Annotated in this window: 16 protein-coding genes; 6 read left to right on the top strand and 10 right to left on the bottom strand. The window is 69.4% G+C overall.

Annotated elements, in window-relative coordinates:
- Nucleotides 1–18: 18 nt before the first annotated feature.
- The 6 genes from AAH991_RS19970 to AAH991_RS19945 form a co-directional block, all read right to left on the bottom strand.
- The gene (locus AAH991_RS19970; protein WP_346227379.1) at nucleotides 19–900 is read right to left on the bottom strand and encodes a carbohydrate ABC transporter permease; all 882 of its coding nucleotides are present in this window, start codon (nucleotides 898–900) and stop codon (nucleotides 19–21) included.
- Nucleotides 900–1844, bottom strand: coding sequence for a carbohydrate ABC transporter permease (locus AAH991_RS19965; protein WP_346227378.1), 945 nt, complete (start codon nucleotides 1842–1844; stop codon nucleotides 900–902). The genes AAH991_RS19970 and AAH991_RS19965 overlap by 1 nt, the downstream gene beginning before the upstream one ends.
- A 68-nt stretch (nucleotides 1845–1912) precedes the next feature.
- A complete protein-coding gene (locus AAH991_RS19960; protein WP_346227377.1) occupies nucleotides 1913–3310 on the bottom strand; it encodes an extracellular solute-binding protein in 1398 nt (465 codons plus the stop codon).
- A 197-nt stretch (nucleotides 3311–3507) separates the two neighbouring features.
- Nucleotides 3508–5682, bottom strand: a complete 2175-nt coding sequence (locus AAH991_RS19955) for an alpha/beta hydrolase-fold protein (RefSeq protein WP_346227376.1) — start codon at nucleotides 5680–5682, stop codon at nucleotides 3508–3510.
- A 167-nt stretch (nucleotides 5683–5849) separates the two neighbouring features.
- Nucleotides 5850–6890 (bottom strand): LacI family DNA-binding transcriptional regulator, encoded by a 1041-nt coding sequence (locus AAH991_RS19950; protein WP_346227375.1) that lies wholly within the window; start codon nucleotides 6888–6890, stop codon nucleotides 5850–5852.
- A gap of 162 nt (nucleotides 6891–7052) precedes the next feature.
- A complete protein-coding gene (locus tag AAH991_RS19945) occupies nucleotides 7053–9446 on the bottom strand; it encodes a glycoside hydrolase family 3 N-terminal domain-containing protein (RefSeq protein WP_346227374.1) in 2394 nt (797 codons plus the stop codon).
- A gap of 135 nt (nucleotides 9447–9581) precedes the next feature.
- On the opposite strand from AAH991_RS19945, the gene AAH991_RS19940 reads away from it, so the two are divergent.
- The 3 genes from AAH991_RS19940 to AAH991_RS19930 all read left to right on the top strand — a co-directional run bounded on the left by AAH991_RS19940 (nucleotide 9582) and on the right by AAH991_RS19930 (nucleotide 11949).
- On the top strand, nucleotides 9582–10451 hold the full coding sequence (locus tag AAH991_RS19940) for a fumarylacetoacetate hydrolase family protein (protein WP_346227373.1): 870 nt from the start codon (nucleotides 9582–9584) through the stop codon (nucleotides 10449–10451).
- 105 nt (nucleotides 10452–10556) lie between these two features.
- Complete coding sequence (locus AAH991_RS19935) at nucleotides 10557–11285, top strand: helix-turn-helix transcriptional regulator (RefSeq protein ID WP_346227372.1); 729 nt, start codon at nucleotides 10557–10559, stop codon at nucleotides 11283–11285.
- A 79-nt stretch (nucleotides 11286–11364) separates the two neighbouring features.
- Nucleotides 11365–11949 (top strand): hypothetical protein, encoded by a 585-nt coding sequence (locus tag AAH991_RS19930; RefSeq protein ID WP_346227371.1) that lies wholly within the window; start codon nucleotides 11365–11367, stop codon nucleotides 11947–11949.
- Here AAH991_RS19930 and AAH991_RS19925 read toward each other — a convergent pair.
- The 3 genes from AAH991_RS19925 to AAH991_RS19915 all read right to left on the bottom strand — a co-directional run bounded on the left by AAH991_RS19925 (nucleotide 11880) and on the right by AAH991_RS19915 (nucleotide 14367).
- Complete coding sequence (locus AAH991_RS19925; protein WP_346227370.1) at nucleotides 11880–13154, bottom strand: MFS transporter; 1275 nt, start codon at nucleotides 13152–13154, stop codon at nucleotides 11880–11882. The genes AAH991_RS19930 and AAH991_RS19925 overlap by 70 nt on opposite strands.
- An 82-nt stretch (nucleotides 13155–13236) precedes the next feature.
- A complete protein-coding gene (locus AAH991_RS19920; protein ID WP_346227369.1) occupies nucleotides 13237–13641 on the bottom strand; it encodes an SRPBCC family protein in 405 nt (134 codons plus the stop codon).
- A gap of 18 nt (nucleotides 13642–13659) precedes the next feature.
- Complete coding sequence (locus AAH991_RS19915; RefSeq protein WP_346227368.1) at nucleotides 13660–14367, bottom strand: SDR family oxidoreductase; 708 nt, start codon at nucleotides 14365–14367, stop codon at nucleotides 13660–13662.
- Between the two features lie 102 nt (nucleotides 14368–14469).
- On the opposite strand from AAH991_RS19915, the gene AAH991_RS19910 reads away from it, so the two are divergent.
- Nucleotides 14470–15309, top strand: a complete 840-nt coding sequence (locus tag AAH991_RS19910; RefSeq protein WP_346227367.1) for a helix-turn-helix transcriptional regulator — start codon at nucleotides 14470–14472, stop codon at nucleotides 15307–15309.
- A 131-nt stretch (nucleotides 15310–15440) separates the two neighbouring features.
- Nucleotides 15441–16478: a LacI family DNA-binding transcriptional regulator gene (locus tag AAH991_RS19905; protein WP_346227366.1), complete on the top strand. Its 1038-nt coding sequence runs from the start codon at nucleotides 15441–15443 to the stop codon at nucleotides 16476–16478.
- Between the two features lie 73 nt (nucleotides 16479–16551).
- On the opposite strand, the gene AAH991_RS19900 is transcribed toward AAH991_RS19905, so the two are convergent.
- Nucleotides 16552–16779: a cellulose binding domain-containing protein gene (locus AAH991_RS19900; RefSeq protein ID WP_346227535.1), complete on the bottom strand. Its 228-nt coding sequence runs from the start codon at nucleotides 16777–16779 to the stop codon at nucleotides 16552–16554.
- Here AAH991_RS19900 and AAH991_RS19895 point away from each other — a divergent pair.
- A partial coding sequence (locus AAH991_RS19895) for a hypothetical protein (RefSeq protein WP_346227542.1) occupies nucleotides 16712–16940 on the top strand: 229 nt, incomplete at its 3' end. The two genes, AAH991_RS19900 and AAH991_RS19895, sit on opposite strands and share 68 nt — an antisense overlap.

Below are 16940 nucleotides of genomic sequence, written 5' to 3'. Positions count from 1 at the left end.
GCTGGACACCGGCCGCGGCTATCTCAGGCCTCCGACGGACAGTCCGCCGCGCCAGTGCCGCTGGAGGGTGAAGAAGGCGATGATGAGCGGGATCACCGAGACGAGCGCGCCCAGGATGATGAGGCTCCAAAGAGAGGTACTACCCGAGTTGTTCGCCGAGGCGATTCCCTGCCAGAGGCCGAGCCCGACGGTGACGGGGAAAAGCCGGTTGTCGGAGAGCATCGCGAGGGGCAGGAAATAGTTGTTCCAGGACGCCACGGCGGACAGGAGCAGCACCGTGACCACCGCGGGCCGCATCAGCGGGAAGGCGACCTGGATGAACGTCCGCAGTTCACCCGCGCCGTCGACCCGCGCCGCGTCCAGGATCTCGTCGGGCACCGCGTCGCGCGCGTACACGTGCATCAGATAGACGCCGAACGGATTGAGCAGCGACGGGAGGATCACCGCCCAGATCGTGTTCGTCAGGCCGAGCCCGGAGAACATCATGAAGGTGGGGATCACCAGGGCGGTCGCGGGCACCATCAACGCGCCCAGCAGGACCGAGAAGCTGAAGCGCCGGCCGGCGAACCGGTATTTGGCGAATCCGTAGCCGGCCATGACGGCCAGAACCGTCGCGCCGATCCCGCCCGCGAACGCGTACAGCGTGGAGTTGAGGATCCACCTGCCGTAGATGCCGCCGTCGTAGGTGAACAGCCGTTGCAGATTTCCGAAGTAGTCGACCGAATCGGCGAACCACAGGGTGTTGCTGCCGCTGAACAGGCCGGGGGCGTCTTTGGAGCTGTTGACGATGACCCACCAGAACGGCACCAGGAAATACACGACCAGGAAGCCGAGGAAGATCTGCACGGGGAGGTGGCGCTGGGGACGGCGGCGTGCGCCGGCGCGGGAGCTGCCGGTCATCAGAAGAAGCTCCTCCGCTTGCGGGTGAAGAACAGGAAGGCGTAGACGCAGACGAACACGATCCCGCCGAGGGCGAAGGAGATCGCCGATCCGTAGTTGAAGTTCGCGAGCCCGAACGCCTGCTGGTAGGCGTACATGTTGGGGGTGAATCCCGGCGAGATCGTGCCGGCCGCGAGGTAGCGCAGAATCTGTGGTTCGTTGAAGAACTGCAGGGTGCCGATGAGCGAGAAGACCAGGATCAGGAGCAGCGCGGGGGCGATCAGCGGGATCTTGATCCGAAGCGCGACCTGCCATTTCCCGGCGCCGTCCATACGGGCGGCCTCGTAGAGCGTCGGGTCGATCCCCTGGAGCGCCGCGTACAGGATGATCATGTAGTAACCGGCCCACTGCCAGGTGACGACGTTGATCAGGCCGTAGAAGATCAGATTGCTGCTGAAGAAGTCGGGCGCGGTGGCGCCGAACAACCCGAAGACGTCGGTGAGCGGCCCGAAGCTCTTGCTGTACAGGAATCCCCACATGACCGCCCCGATGACCGTGGGAATGGCGTAGGGGAGGAAGATCATGAGGCGGGAGAAGCGGGTGAACAGCGAGGTCACGGCGTCCAGGATGAGGGCCATCGCGAGCGCGAGGACGATCTGCAGCGGGATGGCGACGAGCGAGAAACGGATGACGAACCACGCCCCGGACAGGAAGGTCGGGTCCGAGAACGCCTTCACGTAGTTGCCGAGGAAGACGAAGCTGGTCCCGCCGATCAGCTTCTTCTGCCAGAGGCTGAGATACAGCGCGTACGCGAGCGGCGCGATGAGAAACGCCAGGAAGACGAGCCCGAACGGCCCGACGAACAGCCACCCCATCAGGTGCTCACGGAGGCGCACCTTGCCGCGGACCTTGTGCGCTTTCTTCTTCTGAGTGCTCGCTGCACTCTCCTCGATCAGGAGGGTCATTGTGGGCTCCGGGGATTTGATGCTGGAGGGTCGCGGGTGGGCCGGGACGCCCGGCCCACCCGCGTCTGTCACTGGACGGTGAACCCTTGCTCCTTGGCGTAGCCCACCACGTCCTCCTGGACTCGGTCAGCGGCCTGCGCACCGGTCACGGAGCCCTCGATGAGGGCGCTGACCTGCTTCGTCATGGCGTCGAAGTAGTACTGGCCGAACGGGGCGTAGGTCATGCCCTTGTAGGCGTTCGCCGCGGGGACGTAGACCTCCTTGTTCGCCTGCTGGCCGTCGAAGAACGCCACCTTCAGGTCCACGAACTTGGGATCGTTGAGCGCCTTGAGGTTCAGCGGGAAGATGATCTGGTTGGTCCAGCCGTCGGTGAGCGACTCGTCGTCGGCGTAGAGGCCGTACGCCACCTTCGCCGCGAGTTCGGGGTTCTTCGCCTGGTTCGTCACCGAGAAGGCCGACCCGCCCCAGTTCACCTGCACCGGGTTGGCGGGATCCCACTGCGGGAGCGGCGCCACCGCCCACTTGCCGGTGTCCTCGCCCTTGCCGACGCCGGCGCCGGTGAGGTATCCGGGCGCCCACGCCGCCGAGATGTACGTCGCGTACTTCCCGTTGACCACACCGGCGATGTACTCCGGCGTGAACTGGTCCTGCGTCCCGACCAGGCCCTTCTTGGCGAGGCCCCCCCAGTAGTCGAGCACGTCCTTGGACGCCTGGTCGTTCAGCTTGACGCCGATCGTCTCCGGCTTCGCCGGATCGTAGGTGAACGGATTGGCGCCCTTCTGGATCTGCAGCGCCATCAGGACGGCCGGCACGTTCGCGCCCAGGTCGCCGAACAGCGGGCCGCCCGCGTCCTTCACCTTCTGCGCCGCCTGCTCGTACTCGGCCCACGTCTTCGGCGGCGTGATCTTGTACTTGTCGAAGACGTCCTTGCGGTAGATCATCGCCATCGGGCCGCCGTCGACCGGCACGCCGTAGACCGCGCCGCCGATCGAGACGTCCTTCCACGCGCCCGGGCCGTAGTTGTCCTTGACGGCGTCGTACCCGTACTGCTTGATGTCGACGAGCGCCTTCTGGATCTGGAAGGTCGGAATCCGGTCCGCCTCGATCATGATCACATCGGGCGCGCCGGTGCCCGCGGAGATGGCCGTCTGGAACTTGTCGTACTCGTCACCGCCCTGGCCGACGTTGGTCCAGCAGACCTGCACCTCGTTGTTCTGCTTGTTGAAGTTGTCGACGACGAGCTGCATGTTGGGGTACCAGCCCCAGAAGGTCACGACCGGCAGGTCCTTCTTGCTGATCGTGTTCGTGCAGTTGCTCGCGTTGTTCCCACCGGCGTTGTCCGCGGGCGCGGCGCTCCCACCCGCGGTGTTCGCGCCCCCTCCCGCGTCGGGGGCGCAGGCGGCGAGCGCACTCGCTGCGGCGAGCATGGCCGCCGTGACAAGTAATCTTTTCGTCTTCATTGACATGATCTCCCCTTCGGGGTCACAGCGCACAAGGGTCCATGCGCCGCCGCTGAGGCCGGGCGATCGGCCGGGACGGGGCACGGATGACACCCTCCGCGCCCTGCCCCTCGTGCCGATTTCTCGATGTGAGCGCTCACACGCTCACGTGCGCGGCGAGCATCACCGGTGGCCCGGTGGTCTCGCCTCCGACGGGCCTGGGATCAGCGCTTGAACAAGCGCGGTGCCAGGTCGATGAGGTTCTTCTGCCAGACGTCCCAGCCGTGCGGGCCGGGGGTGACGCCGTCGAACTCGTAGTGGACGCCGAGGTTGTCCATCGTGGTCAGTCCCGCCATGAACGACGGGTAGACGAAGTCGGTCACGTCGCCGACGTACATGCGCAGCAGCTTGGTCCCGCTGTTGATCGCCGCCACGTCGACGCCGTTCCCGCTGCCGAACCCGGCCGAGAACGCCGCGATGTAGGCGAACCGGCCCGGGTGCGCCTTGAGCATCCCCATCGTCTGCCCACCGCCCATCGAGAGGCCGGCGAGGGCCTGCCGCGACGGGTCGCCGGAGACGTTGTAGCGGGCGCGGACGGCCGGATCGATGTTCTCCAGCAGTTCCTTGTTGAAGTCGGGCACGTTGCCGTTGCTCATCACGACCACCATCGGCACCAGGTTGCCGTCAACGGAATGGTTGTCGAGGATCTGCTTGGCGCGTCCCATCTCGACCCAGTCCGTGTGGTTCTGGCCGCCACCGTGCTGCAGGTAGAAGACGGGGTACGGCTCGGCACGGTCCGGGTCGTAGCCGGGCGGGGTCCAGACCAAGGCGGTCCGGTCCTGGTTCGTCACGTTGCTGCGGTACGTCAGGCTCTCGACCTTCCCGCCCTGACCGGCGGGAACGTCCATGAGCATGCGTGCCCTCTCACCTGGGACGAGGAAGGTGCTCCAGGTGGGCTCGGTGGTCACCTTCGTCGGGTTCGACGCGTCCTTGACCGCGACCCGGTCCACGATGAGCCGGTAGTAGTAGAACCACGGTTCCAGCGGACCCACGGTCGCCCGCCACCGGTCGCCCGCACGGGACAGCGGGACCCGCAGCCAGCTCCCGCCGGGAGCGATGTTCGCCCACACCGTGACGTGCTTGGCGTCCGTGAAGTCCGTCGTGGTCTCGAAGGTGACGAAACCGTCCTGCAGGAACGGCGTCGGCGTGGTGCCGGGCGCCGGCGGGGTGAACTCGCCCTTCAGCGGCCCGTGACCGGCGCTCGGCCCGTGGTCCGGCACCGTGCGGAACAGCCGCGGCACGAAGTCGATCAGGTTCTCCTGCCAGGCGGTCCAGTTGGCCCCGCCGTCGGGGTTGACCCCGTCGAACTCGTACGTGACCCGGGCGCGGTCCAGCGCCTTCGTCAGGCGGACGGTCGCGTTGTACGCCGGATCGGTCACGTTCCCGGTGTACAGACGCAGCAGCTTGGCACCGGGCCGGGGTCCGGGACCGGGCTTTCCATTGGCGATCTCCGTGAGGAGACCGGAGAACGAGCCGGCGTACGCGAACTGGCCCGGACCGGTCAGGGCGGCACGCAGCGCCTGCGACCCGCCCTCCGACACGCCGGCGATCGCCTGGTGCTCCCGGTCGTGATGGACGCGGTAGGCGTCCGCGACCGCCTTGCGGAGGGCCTTGAGCTCCTTGTCGTCGTCCGGTCCGCGACCATCGCTGATCACGACCACCATCGGCTCCATGGAGCCCTGGACCGACAGGTTGTCGAGGATCTGCCTGGCCCGGCCGAGGTCGAGCCAGTCCGTGGCGCTCCTGTCCGTGCCGGACTGCAGGTACAGCACCGGATACGGCTTGCCCTTGGCCGCGTACCCCGGCGGGGTCCAGACCAGAGCCGACCGCTCCTCCTTCTTGACCCGGTAGGTCAGGGTCTCGACCTTGCCGCCCTGCCCCTCGGGCACGTCCGCGAGCAGGCGCGCCGAGTCGCCCCGGACGAGGAAGGTGCTCCACAGGGGCTTGGACGCCACGGTGGTGCCGTTCGTCGGGTCCTTGAGAACCTTGGTGTCGTCACCCGTGACCTGGTAGTAGTACAGCCCCGGCTTGAGCGGGCCGAGGGTGCCCGTCCAGGCGGCGCCGCCTCGGGTCAGGCCGTACTCCACCCAGGTGGAGGAGGGGCCGAAGTTCCCCTCGATGACGACCTGGGACACCTGGCCCATGCCGGCCTGGACGTCCGCCGCCGGGACGCTGAACGACACGTAGCCGTCGTCCGAGACGGTCAGCCACGGCGTGGCCGCCGCAACCGGTCGCGGCGCGAGTAACACCGCCGCGAGCGCCATGACTCCGGCGATGATCGCCGCCGGGAGCCGGCGTGCGCCCATGGGACGCATCCTGCCGTGATACAGTAACGTCATACCGAAACTCCTTTGATGGTCGGCAGCGGGTGGGGCCGCTCAGCCGACCTAGTTTCTCGGTGAGTGTGACGCGGTTTCTGTTTGGGTGTCCGCACCTCCGTTCGTCACTGGTTTTCATGTATTCCTGAACACCAGGTGCACCTGGTCCGTGCACCTGGGGTCGGGTGTCAGACTCTCGTCGCGGTCTTCGATGGCGCAGTGATCTTCGGTGGCGCGGTGGAGCCACGGACCACCAACCGGGTCGGAAGCAGTATCTGGCGAGGGCCCTCCCACTCACCGGTCACCAGCGACTTCAGCATGTGGGCGGCCTCGTATCCGAGGCGGTACATCGACTGGTCCACGGTGGTCAGCGCCGGCTCGGCCAGCGCCGACTCCGGAATGTTGTCGAATCCGACCACCGACAGGTCGCCGGGCACGTCGAGCCCCAGCTCCTTCGCGACCTCCAGGACCTTCAGGGCCATCCCGTCGCTCGCCGCGAAGATCGCCGTCGGCCGGTCAGGCCTCTCCAGCAACGCGCGCGCCAGCGGGATCGCGGACTCGGGATTGAAGTCCCCCCTGCCGACCAACGTCGGATCGGCCGGGACTCCCGCTTCGGCCAGCGCCCTGCGGTACCCCTCCTCACGCGACCAGGCCGCCGCGAGGCTGGAACGGCCCGCGATGAATCCGACACGCCGATGCCCCAGGCCGAGCAGATGCTCGACCACCTGAGTGGCGCCCGTGAGGTTGTCGGCCGTCACGGACGGGACCGTCGAGTCCCTCACCGGATCGATGACCACGACCGGGGTGCTGCTCCGCACCTCACCCCAGGGCGTGACCACGATGCATCCGTCGGTGAGCGTGCCCGAAAGGCGGGTCAGGTGCCGCTGCTCCCAGCCCTCCGAGTACGTTCCGTAGAGATCGCTGTTGGCATAGATGATCAGGTCGAAGCCGGACTGGCTCAGGGCCTCCATCACGCCCTTGAGCACCTCGGCCGTATAGGACTGGAAGCTGTGCGTCACCAGGCCCAGAACGTTGGTGCGGCTGCGGCGCAGGCTGGTCGCCACGAGACTCGACTCGTAGCCCAGTCGTTCGATGGCCGAACGGACCTGCGCGATGGTGCTGGCACTGACGCCGTAACGCCCGTTGACCACCCGCGACACCGTCGCGGTGGAGACGCCCGCCAGACGCGCGACGTCGCTCATCGTCACCGGCGTATCGCCGTCGGCCATGCCACCCTCTCTACATTGCAATCGTTATCGGTTACGTTTCCAACATTTAACGCGATAACGAAAGCCAAGACAAGACCCATTTCGGACTCGTTACACGCGGTCCACATGTCCGAAAAGGGCACGGCCGGATCGCTCCGATCCCCCGCCCCACCTGCCGCGCCGTCATCTCGGCCGCGCGGTCGCCGGCGGCACTTCCACCACGCTGACGGTGCCCGTGTAGGCCTTTCGGACCTCGGGCCGGCCGGCGTCGCCGGTGATGGCGAACGTCCCCGCGAGGGTGAGCGCGTCGGAGGAGAAACCGACATGTACCTCAATATGTCCGGTTTCTAGTGCGTAGTCCATGTTGCGGTTATAGAAACCAAGCTGACCCGTCGGGAGGCGGAATCGTACGGCCGTTCGCCGGCCCGGACCGGCGCTCACACGGGCGAAGCTCTTCAACTCGAGCACGGGCCGGGTGACCGACGCCTGCGGATCCCTGATGTAGAGCTGAACCACTTCCTCACCTGCTCGGTCACCCGTGTTGGCCACGGTGACCTCCACGGTGACGCTGTCCCCGGCGGCCACTTCGGCGCGGTCGAGCGTGACGTTCTCGACGACGAACGGGGCGTACCCGAGCCCGTGGCCGAAGGGGTATCGCGGGCTGACGGGCGAGTCGACGTAGTCGCCGTGCCAGTGCGACCGCCCGCCGGACACCTTGTGCCCGTAGAAGACGGGGATCTGGCCAACGGAGCGGGGGTAGGAGATGGGCAGCTTCCCGCTCGGGTTCACCTCGCCGAGCAGGACCTCGGCGATCGCCCGTGCCCCGGTCTGCCCGGGCAGCCAGGCCATCAGCACCGCGGCGCACTCCTCGTGCAGGAAGTCGCCGCCGACCGGCCGGCCGGCGACGAGCACCGCCACCACGGGGGTGCCGGTGGCGACGACGGCACGGACCAGGTCCTCCTGGACACCGGGCAGCTCCAGGCTGGACCGGTCCCTCGACTCTCCCGTCGTGGCCCGGGTCGTCAGCCCCGAGCGGTCTCCCAGGACCAGCACCGCGACGTCGGCGGCCGCGGCGGCCGCGACCGCCTCGCCGAAACCGTCCCTCGACGCGTCGATCACGTCGCACCCGTGCGCGTAGCGCACCCGGTCACCCAGGCGAGCCGTGAGCTCGTCGCGCACCGTGGGCACCCCGTCCGTGCTCTCCTCCATCTCGAGGTCGTCCGGGACCGTCATCGTCTGGCCGAGCAGGCCCTTCCGCTCGCGCGCCTCCAACAGCGACTCGACGTGGGCGGCGAAGGAGTAGTCACCGAGCAGGTGCCGGGCGCTGTCGGCGTTCGGTCCGATCAGGGCAACCGTTCCGGCGGCCGGCCGCAGCGGCAGGATGCCCTCGTTCTTGAGCAGGACCAGGCTGCGGCGGGCCGTCTCGAGCGCCACCTCCCGATGCCGCTCGGCGTTCACCGTCACCGCGACCGCGGTCTCGTCGACGTACGGGTTCTCGAACAGGCCCAGTTCGAACTTGTGCCGGAGGACCCGTGCGACCGCTTCGTCCACTTCCCCTTCGCCGACCTCGCCGGCGTCCAGGGCACGCGCCAGCGCGTCCGCGTACGCGTCCGTCGCCGGAAGCTCGACGTCGGTGCCCGCGGTGAGCGCCGCGGCCGCCGCCTGCCGCTTGTCCTCCGCGAAGCGGTGATACGAGTGGAGATCGTCGACGGCGAAGTAGTCCGACACGACGGTGCCCGTGAAGCCCCACTCCCCGCGGAGGACCTCGGTGAGAAGCTCTCGGTTGGCGTGGCAGGGGATGCCGTCCAGTTCGTGGTAGCCGGCCATCACCGACTGGAGGCCCGCCTCGCGGACCGCCGCCTCGAACGGATACAGATACACCTCCCGCAGCAGACGAGGCGGCAGGTGCGCCGGCGCCCAGTTCAACCCGCCCTCGGACGCCCCGTAACCGACGAAGTGCTTGGCCGTCGCGATGACGCCCTCCGCCGGGCAATCGCCCTGCAGGCCCCGGACGAACGCCACGCCCATGCGGGCGACCAGATACGGATCCTCGCCGTAGGTCTCCTCCGTCCGGCCCCACCGCGGGTCCCGCACCACGTCCAGCACCGGGGAGAGCCCCTGGTGGCTTCCCATCGCGCGCATCTGCGCCCGGACCGCGTCCGCCAGCCGCCGGTTGAGCTCCGGCTCCCAGGTGCTCGCGACCCCGATCGCCTGGGGGAAGATGGTCGCCTCGCGCGCCATCAGGCCGGAGCACACCTCCTCGTGCACGATCGCCGGAATCCCCAGCCGGGTCCGCGTCACCAGGAACCGCTGGATCGCGTTGGCCGCCCGCGCCACCTGTACGGCCTTGAGATTGGTGGCTCCGGCGACCCGGGTCACGTGCCCCAGGCCGTGCCGGAGGACCGTTTGTGCCCGCTCCTCCGAATACCGGCCGCCGTCCATCAGCGAGAACGCCCAGACGCTGCCCAGCTGCGCGAGCTTCTCCTCCCGGGTCATCCGGGCGAGCAGATCCGCCACGCGCTCCTCCACGGGAGCGGCCCGATCGGTGTAGATCGCCCCGGACTCCACAGTGGTCACCCGATCACCCCAATCATGCTTGTGCAAACGTAATCGGTAACGTTTACAACGTCACCGTCGCCGATCACAATGACTTTGTCCAGAGCTCGCAAGGGCGCCTGAGGTCATGCGCTGCACGGCGGAAGGGATACCGGAGTGCACATCGTTAGGTATCGGCGGCATGCCGACCCCCGCGCACACATCGCCGTGGTGAACGACGGCATCCTGTCCACCCTGCCGGTCGCCGGCATGTCCGAGCTTCTCCGGCACCGGAAGGAGGAGATCGAAGGGATGTGCGCCGACGCCACTCCCGACGGCCTGCTCAGCGAGGTCCGGCTGCTCGCCCCCGTGGACGGCGCCACAGAGGTCTGGGCCTCGGGCGTCACCTATCTGCGCTCCCGGGACGCCCGGGTGGAGGAGAGCGCCCTCAAATCGGTCTACGAGCTGGTCTACGACGCCGAGCGCCCCGAATTGTTCTTCAAGTCGCCTGCCTGGCGGGTGGTCGTCGACGGCGAACCCGTCGGCATCCGGTCCGATTCGGTGCTCAACGTGCCCGAGCCCGAGCTGGCGCTCGTGGTCAACCGGTTCGAGGAGATCGTCGGTTACGTCGTCTGCAACGACATGAGCTCACGGTCGGTGGAGGGCGAGAACCCGCTCTACCTGCCGCAGGCCAAGACGTACGCCGGCGCGTGTGCACTGTCCTCCGGCATCAGGCCCGCATGGGAAGTGGACGCCTCCGACCTCGCCATCCGCATGACGGTCGCCCGCGAGGGCGTCGTCGTCTGGGACGGCACGACCTCCACCAGTCAGATCAGGCGCTCGTTCACCGAGCTGACCGCCTACCTGTTCCACTCCGAGAACCATCCCCACGGAGTCGTGCTCTCCACCGGGACCGGCCTCGTGCCCGAACTCGACTTCCGGTTGCACGCGGGCGACCTGATCACCGTGTCGATCGAGGAGGTCGGAGAGCTCCGCAACCAGGTTGTCGTGGGCAAGGACCATTTCGGCTTCCTGACGCCTCCCTGAGACGCGGCTGACGCCGGGCGCTTCGGGCCGCGGGTTTCCGGCCGGGCAGGGCGAGATCGGTAGCCTGGCACCGCCGGACGCACACTTTCGGGCGACAGGAGGCGCGTGGACACGGGCACGACTCAGCTGGCCCAGCTGGCCCTCCAGCTTGAGCATGCCGTGGACAAGTTGCGTGGCATCCCCGTCGGCGTCGAGCTCGTGGACGACAACGAGCTCGTCCAGCGGCGGATCCTGGAGGCGGCGCACACCGCTCGCGAGCTGCGCGCCATGCACCCGGTGGGCTCGACGGACAGGGGGCGCCAGGAGCAGAGGAGCAGGCGCAGGGTGCTCGACGCCCTGCAGCGCGGGATGGAGATGCGCACCATCGTGCACGCGAGCGTGCTGGACGATCCCGGCAAGGCGGCGCGCATCAGGGAGCTGCACTCCTCCGGCGACCTGCACCGTGTGGTCGACGAGCCGATCCAGCAACTGCTCGTCTTCGACCGCACCGTGGCGTTCGTACGGACGACTCCCGTCGCCTACTCGCCGGGCGCTCTTCTGATCAGGCAACCGACCCTGATCACCATGCTCGTCGACCTGTTCGAGCACATGTGGCGCAAAGCCAGGGACGTCACCGAGCCGGTGCAGCGGCTGACCGCGCGCGAGCGCGAGGTGCTCGATCTGATCGCCGAAGGGCGCTCCAACAGCGCCGTGGCCCGCGCGCTGTCGATCACGGAGGCCGCCGTCGGCAAGCACGTCGCCAGTGTGTTCGCCAAGCTCGAGCTGCCGGCGACCGAGGACGTCAACCGGCGGGTGCTGGCCGTGCTCGCCTATCTCCGCGGAACGGCGAGGTAGTGCCAGGCATACCTCGTTGTCGCCCTGGCCCCCATGCGCGGGCGACGCGGCACCCGTTTGAATGGATCACATGCAGCGAATGACTGGATTGCTGATCGGCGCGGTTTTCGGCGCGGTGTTCGTGCTTGTCAACGCACAGAGCCCGCTCCCTCCCGTGGCCGTGACCCTTCTGAAAGCGGCCGCCTGCCTGGCGGCCGCGAGCGTTCTGGCCATGTGGTTCGTCGCCGCCCGCAGGGAACGGCCGGCCGAGGGGCCGCGGCGGCCCATGTTCGGCCGCGGCTACCTGATCGTCGTCGCGGCCGAGGTGGTCCTGCTCATCGGCGGAATCCGGGTTCTGGCGATGCTGGGCCGTCCCGAGGAGACCAACGTGGCCTGGGTGGCGCTGGTGGTCGGGGTGCACTTCATCGCACTCGCCCCGATATGGAAGGAGCGGGGCATCGCCGCCCTCGGTGTGCTCCTGTCCGTGCTCGGCGCCGTCGGTCTCGTCCTCGCCTCGACGGCCGCCGTCGCCTGGGTGCCCTTCGTCAGCGGGGTGCTGTCCGGACTCGTGCTTCTGACCGGTGCCGTCGCGTTCGGCGGGCGTGCCGTGACAGCTCAGGGCGTTCTGAGCGGGGAGGCCGCATCCGAAGCGGGGTCCCCGCGGAGTGGAGTGACGTCGCTCTGAAAGCGGGACATCCCGCGCAGGAAGACGGTCGCCATCGGCACGGCGAACCCGGCGGCCGCGCCGATCAGCAGCAGCGTCTGACGGCCCATCGCCGCGCCGGCCGGACCGGTCAGCGTCAGGCCGATGGGCGTCATGACCGAGGCGGCCAGCCAGTCGACGGAGGTGACCCGGGCGAGGCGGTCCGGCGGGATCTCCTTCTGGAGGTTCACCACCCACTGCACGGCGAAGACCTCCAACCCGAGACCCGCGGTGATGTAGCACGCGTACACGAACTCCGGCGACACCGGCCAGGCGAGCGCGAGCGGCACGACGCCGTAGAGGGCGAGCCCGGTGATCGCGGCCAGTCCCGGCCGGGCGGGTCTCCACCTCATGCCGATCAGCCCGCCCGCGAGGCCCCCCACCGACAGCAGGGCGAGGGCGGTTCCGTACACGGCGTCGCCGCCGAAGGTCTCGCGGGAGACGAGAGGCAACAGGACCTGCGCCGGCGCGATCGTGAACATCTGCTGGAGCGCGACGGCGACGATGACCCCCAGGACCCACCGTCGCCGTGAGACCTCCGAGAGGCCGTCGCCGATCTCCCGTACGGCCGACGCCCGCGGCCCCGCTCTGACGACGGGTTCGCGCAGCGGCAGGAGAAGGACGAGGCCGAGCAGATAGGCCGTCAGCACGGCGAGGAATCCGATCCGGGCGGACCACGCCGTCACGACGTACGCGCCGAGTCCGGGCCCGACGACGGCGCCGAGCCGCCAGGAGACTGCGGTCAGCGCCGCGCCGGCCGGACGCTGGGCGGGGGTGAGCACGGACGACAGGCACGCCTGGTAGGCGGGCCGGTGGAACGCCTCCGCCGCTCCGGCCAGGAAGACCAGCAGCCCGAGGAGCCAGGTGGAGGTGCCGCCGGACAACCCGACGGCGGCCACACAGCACTGGAAACCCAGCGAGGCGACCATCACCGTACGGCGCGGCAGCCGGTCCGCCCACAGCCCGCCCAGCAACGCGAACACGATGATCGCGATCCACCGGCACGTGAAGATCGCGCCGACGGTGGAGGCCGTGCCACCCGCGTCGAGAGCCGCGATGGTGATCGTGACCGGAAAGATCTGGTCGGCCGCCACCGACATCGTGAAGCTGAGCCACAGCAGCCGGAATTCGCGGTTTCGCGCCAGAGAACCGTCCGCGGAACGAGCCGGAACCATGAGCTTTCGCAAGCGACCGCGCATGGTAAGCAATGAATCCCGATCGAGCGGAACCCGCAAGACAGCGATCGGCTGCCGTGCCGCGACGAGCCCTTCAGGCGCCCGGCGCTTCGAGCACCTGCTTCAGCCGGGTGAGGTCGGCCTGCACGAGGCCCGCGTCGCGGGCGAAGTCCTCGTCGCTCACGCCCGGGAGGCGGCGCAGGGTGAACACCACCTCGCAGCCGTCGCCGTCGGGGATGACCCGCATCGGGTTGTACACGACCTCGCCGGAGGGAAGCGTGACCTCATGGTCGAGCACGCCGTACGCGTTGCGCTCCACGAAGGCGAAGCCGACCCGTCCCGACGGGGTCTGCACGAACCACTGCCCGTCGACGTTCTCCACGGCCTCGCCGAGCCCGGGCGCCCAGGTGGGGAGATTGGCCGGGTCCGAAGCGTATTCGTAGACCTCGTCCGCCGGCCGGTCGATGCGCTCGCTGATGTGTCTTGATTCCGACGCCATGCACGCCAGTATTCCGAGTCACCAGGGCAGGGGGCCCCGGGCGTCGAAGTAGCCCCCGGTCGGGCCGTCCGGGCCCAGCCGCGCCATGCGGACGATGATTTCGGCGCCCTCCTCGACGGTCTGCGTGCCGGTGTGCCCGTTCAGGTCCGTGGCGGTGTATCCGGGTTCCACCGCGTTGATCCGCATCCCCGGGAACGCCTTCGCGTACTGGACGGTGATCATGTTGACCGCGCTCTTCGACGCCGGGTAGGCGACTCCCGGGTACGCGTACGCCGGCGAGCCGGGGGACGAGGCGGCGGCGAGCGAGGCCAGGCCGCTGCTGACGTTCACCACGACCGGCGCGGCGGACCGCTCCAGCAGCGGCAGGAACGCGTGGGTGACGCGCACCAGTCCGAAGACGTTCGTCTCGAACACGTGCCGCATCAGGTCGGCGGTGGTCCCCGCGGCGCCGGTGACCGCGTTCGTCTCGGTGCGCTCCTCGATGCCGGCGTTGTTGACCAGCACGTCCAGTCCGCCGTCCGCCTCGACGGTCTTCGCGGCGGCGGCCACGGACGCGTCGTCGGTGACGTCGAGGAGGACCCAGCGCGCGCCGAGCCGTTCGGCGGCCCGGCGCCCGCGCTCGGCGTCCCGGCTGCCGACGTAGACGGTGTGCCCCGCCTCGACGAGCCGGCGGGCGGTCTCGAATCCGAGTCCCTTGTTCGCTCCGGTGATCAGTGTCGTCGTCATGTCTCCAGGGTCCGCCCCGGCCGTACGGCCGGCCAGCGCCCTCCGCTTCCTGGGACTCCCGGTACCAGGAAGGACCGCGCCCGGCGGTGCAGACTTGGGTGCATGGCGACGACGGAGTTCGGTGAAGCGGTGCGCCGCTGGCGCGACCGCGCCTCGCCCGAGGCCGCCGGGCTGCCCGGGGGCGGGCACCGGCGCGCGGCCGGACTGCGCCGGGAGGAGCTGGCCATGCTGGCCGGGATCTCCGTCGACTACGTCACGCGGCTCGAACAGGGCCGCGCGTCCCACCCGTCGGCGCAGGTCGTCGAGGCCCTGGCGCGGGCCCTGCGGCTGTCCGGCACCGAGCGCGCGCACCTGTTCCGGCTGGCCGGGCTGGTGCCGCCCGGCCCGGAGACGGTGTCGGCGTACGTCACCCCCGGCGTGCAGCGGATGCTCGACCGGCTGGCCGGGACACCCGTCGCGGTCTTCGACGCGTGCTGGACCCTGCTCATCGCGAACCCGCCGTACGCCGCGCTGATGGGCGATCCGTCCGGGTGGCGCGGCGACCAGCGCAACGCGGTGTGGCGGCACTTCCTCGGGCCCGGCAGCCGGGCCCGGCACACCCCGGAGTCGCTGCGGGCGTTCGAGGCGGGCCTGGTCGCCGATCTGCGCGCGACCCGCGACCGCTACCCGGGCGACCAGCGCCTGCGCCGGCTGGTCGCGGATCTGCGCGCGAACAGCGACCGGTTCGCCGAACTGTGGGACTCCGGCACCGTCGGCCGGCATCAGGCCGGGCGCAAGACCATCGACCACCCGGACGTCGGCCCCCTGACCCTGGACTGCGACGTGCTCACGGTGACGGGCAGCGACCTGCGCGTCATGGTCTACACCGCCGAGCCCGGGACCGAGGACGCCGAGCGCCTCGCACTGCTCACCGTGCTCGGCACCCAATCACTCACCGGGTAGCCCCGGCATGCCGAAGACCGAAAGTTTTCGGGCCCGCTATCAAGCGCCAGCCGGGCAGTTCACCGATTTCGTGGTCACGATGACCGAAACATTTAGAGCCATACGCACAACTCGCCGTTAGACTGCGCCTTGTGACCGTTGTCGACGAGCCGTCCGCATCAGAACCAGAACCGCTGACCCTCGCGCAGCTCGCCGAGCTCGCCGGAGTGTCCAAGGCGACGGTCTCCAAGGTGGTGAACGGCCGCTCCGCGGTGGCGCCGGAGACCCGCGCGATGATCGAGGACCTCATCCGGGAGCACGGCTTCCGCCGGCAGCGACGGCGTTCCAGCCCGGCGGCCGTGCTGGAGCTGGTCTTCCACGAGCTGGCGGGCGACTACCCGACGGAGATCGTCCGGGGTGTCGGGCGGGTCGCGCGCGAGCACCACCTGGCCGTGGCCATCTCCGAGCTGCAGGGCAACCACACTCCCGGCGGCGACTGGCTGGAGGACGTGCTCATGCGCCGCCCCACCGGTGTCATCGCGGTCTTCTCCGACCTGACCGGCCTGCAGCGGGAACGGCTCGCCACCCGCAAGATCCCCCTCGTCCTCCTGGATCCGACGGACGACCCCGGCCACCGGACCCCCTCCGTGGGCGCGGGCAACTGGAACGGCGGGCTCAGCGCCACCCGCCATCTGCTGGAGCTGGGCCACCGGCGGATCGCCATCATCACCGGGCCGTCGCACGCGTTGTCCAGCCGGGCCCGTCTCGACGGGTACCGCGCGGCGCTCGACACCGCCGGTGTGCCCGTCGACCCCGACCTCATCTGCCCGGGCGACTACCAGATCGAGGACGGCCTGACGCACACGCACCGCCTGCTGCGCATGCCGAACCCGCCCACCGCCGTTTTCGCCTCCAACGACGGCCAGGCCATCGGCGTCTACCACGCGGCCCACCAGCTGGGGCTGCGCATCCCGGAGGACCTCAGCGTCATCGGCTTCGACGACATGCCCCCGATGCGCTGGGCCATCCCGCCGCTGACCACGATCCACCAGCCGCTGACCGAGATGGCGGCGGCCGCCGCCAGAATGCTGGTGACGCTCGCCAGAGGCGAACCACTCCCCCACAACCGTCAGGAGTTCGCCACCGCCCTCGTCGTACGCGACAGCACCGCGCCGCCGAAGCAGCGGTAGTTCCCCGGAGCCTCCGGTGCGGGCGGGGTCTTGGTCCCGCCCGCACCGGAGGTGATCCTCGCCAGGAGGAGGGTCAGGGGCTGGTGCAGGTCACGGCCGGGGTGGCCGCGCTGCCGTTGGCGGTGAAGCCGAAGGTGGTGGACGAGCCGGCCGCGATGGAGCCGTTGTAGGGGGCGTTGCGGACCGTCACGGAGGAGCCGGACCCGCTCTGCTCACCGTTCCACACGCTGCTGATGGTCTGCCCGCCCGGCCAGGTCCACTTCACGGTCCAGCCGTTCACCGGCGCGCTGCCCGCCCGCACGGTCACCGTCGACTGGAACCCGCCCGGCCAGCTGTTGGTCGTCTCGATCGTCGCCGAACACGCCCCCGTCACCGGAGACGGCGTCGAGGACGGGCTGGTACGCGGGGACGGGCTGGTGTTCGGGCTGGTGCCCGGAGACGGGCTGGTGTTCGGCGTCGCGC

Origin of the sequence: Microbispora sp. ZYX-F-249 (assembly GCF_039649665.1) — a bacterium.
Lineage (GTDB): Bacteria > Actinomycetota > Actinomycetes > Streptosporangiales > Streptosporangiaceae > Microbispora > Microbispora maris.
The sequence above is the reverse complement of the archived record's forward strand: the minus strand, read 5'-3'. Positions and strand labels throughout refer to the sequence as shown.

Bases quoted from the DNA above. Each gene is read 5' to 3' on its own strand.
- AAH991_RS19950 (WP_346227375.1), bottom strand. From the start codon at position 6,890: ATGGCCGACGGCGATACGCCGGTGACGATGAGCGACGTCGCGCGTCTG.
- AAH991_RS19910 (WP_346227367.1), top strand. From the start codon at position 14,470: ATGGCGACGACGGAGTTCGGTGAAGCGGTGCGCCGCTGGCGCGACCGC.
- AAH991_RS19930 (WP_346227371.1), top strand. From the start codon at position 11,365: ATGACTGGATTGCTGATCGGCGCGGTTTTCGGCGCGGTGTTCGTGCTT.
- AAH991_RS19955 (WP_346227376.1), bottom strand. From the start codon at position 5,682: ATGACGTTACTGTATCACGGCAGGATGCGTCCCATGGGCGCACGCCGG.
- AAH991_RS19965 (WP_346227378.1), bottom strand. From the start codon at position 1,844: ATGACCCTCCTGATCGAGGAGAGTGCAGCGAGCACTCAGAAGAAGAAA.
- AAH991_RS19920 (WP_346227369.1), bottom strand. From the start codon at position 13,641: ATGGCGTCGGAATCAAGACACATCAGCGAGCGCATCGACCGGCCGGCG.
- AAH991_RS19960 (WP_346227377.1), bottom strand. From the start codon at position 3,310: ATGTCAATGAAGACGAAAAGATTACTTGTCACGGCGGCCATGCTCGCC.
- AAH991_RS19970 (WP_346227379.1), bottom strand. From the start codon at position 900: ATGACCGGCAGCTCCCGCGCCGGCGCACGCCGCCGTCCCCAGCGCCAC.
- AAH991_RS19915 (WP_346227368.1), bottom strand. From the start codon at position 14,367: ATGACGACGACACTGATCACCGGAGCGAACAAGGGACTCGGATTCGAG.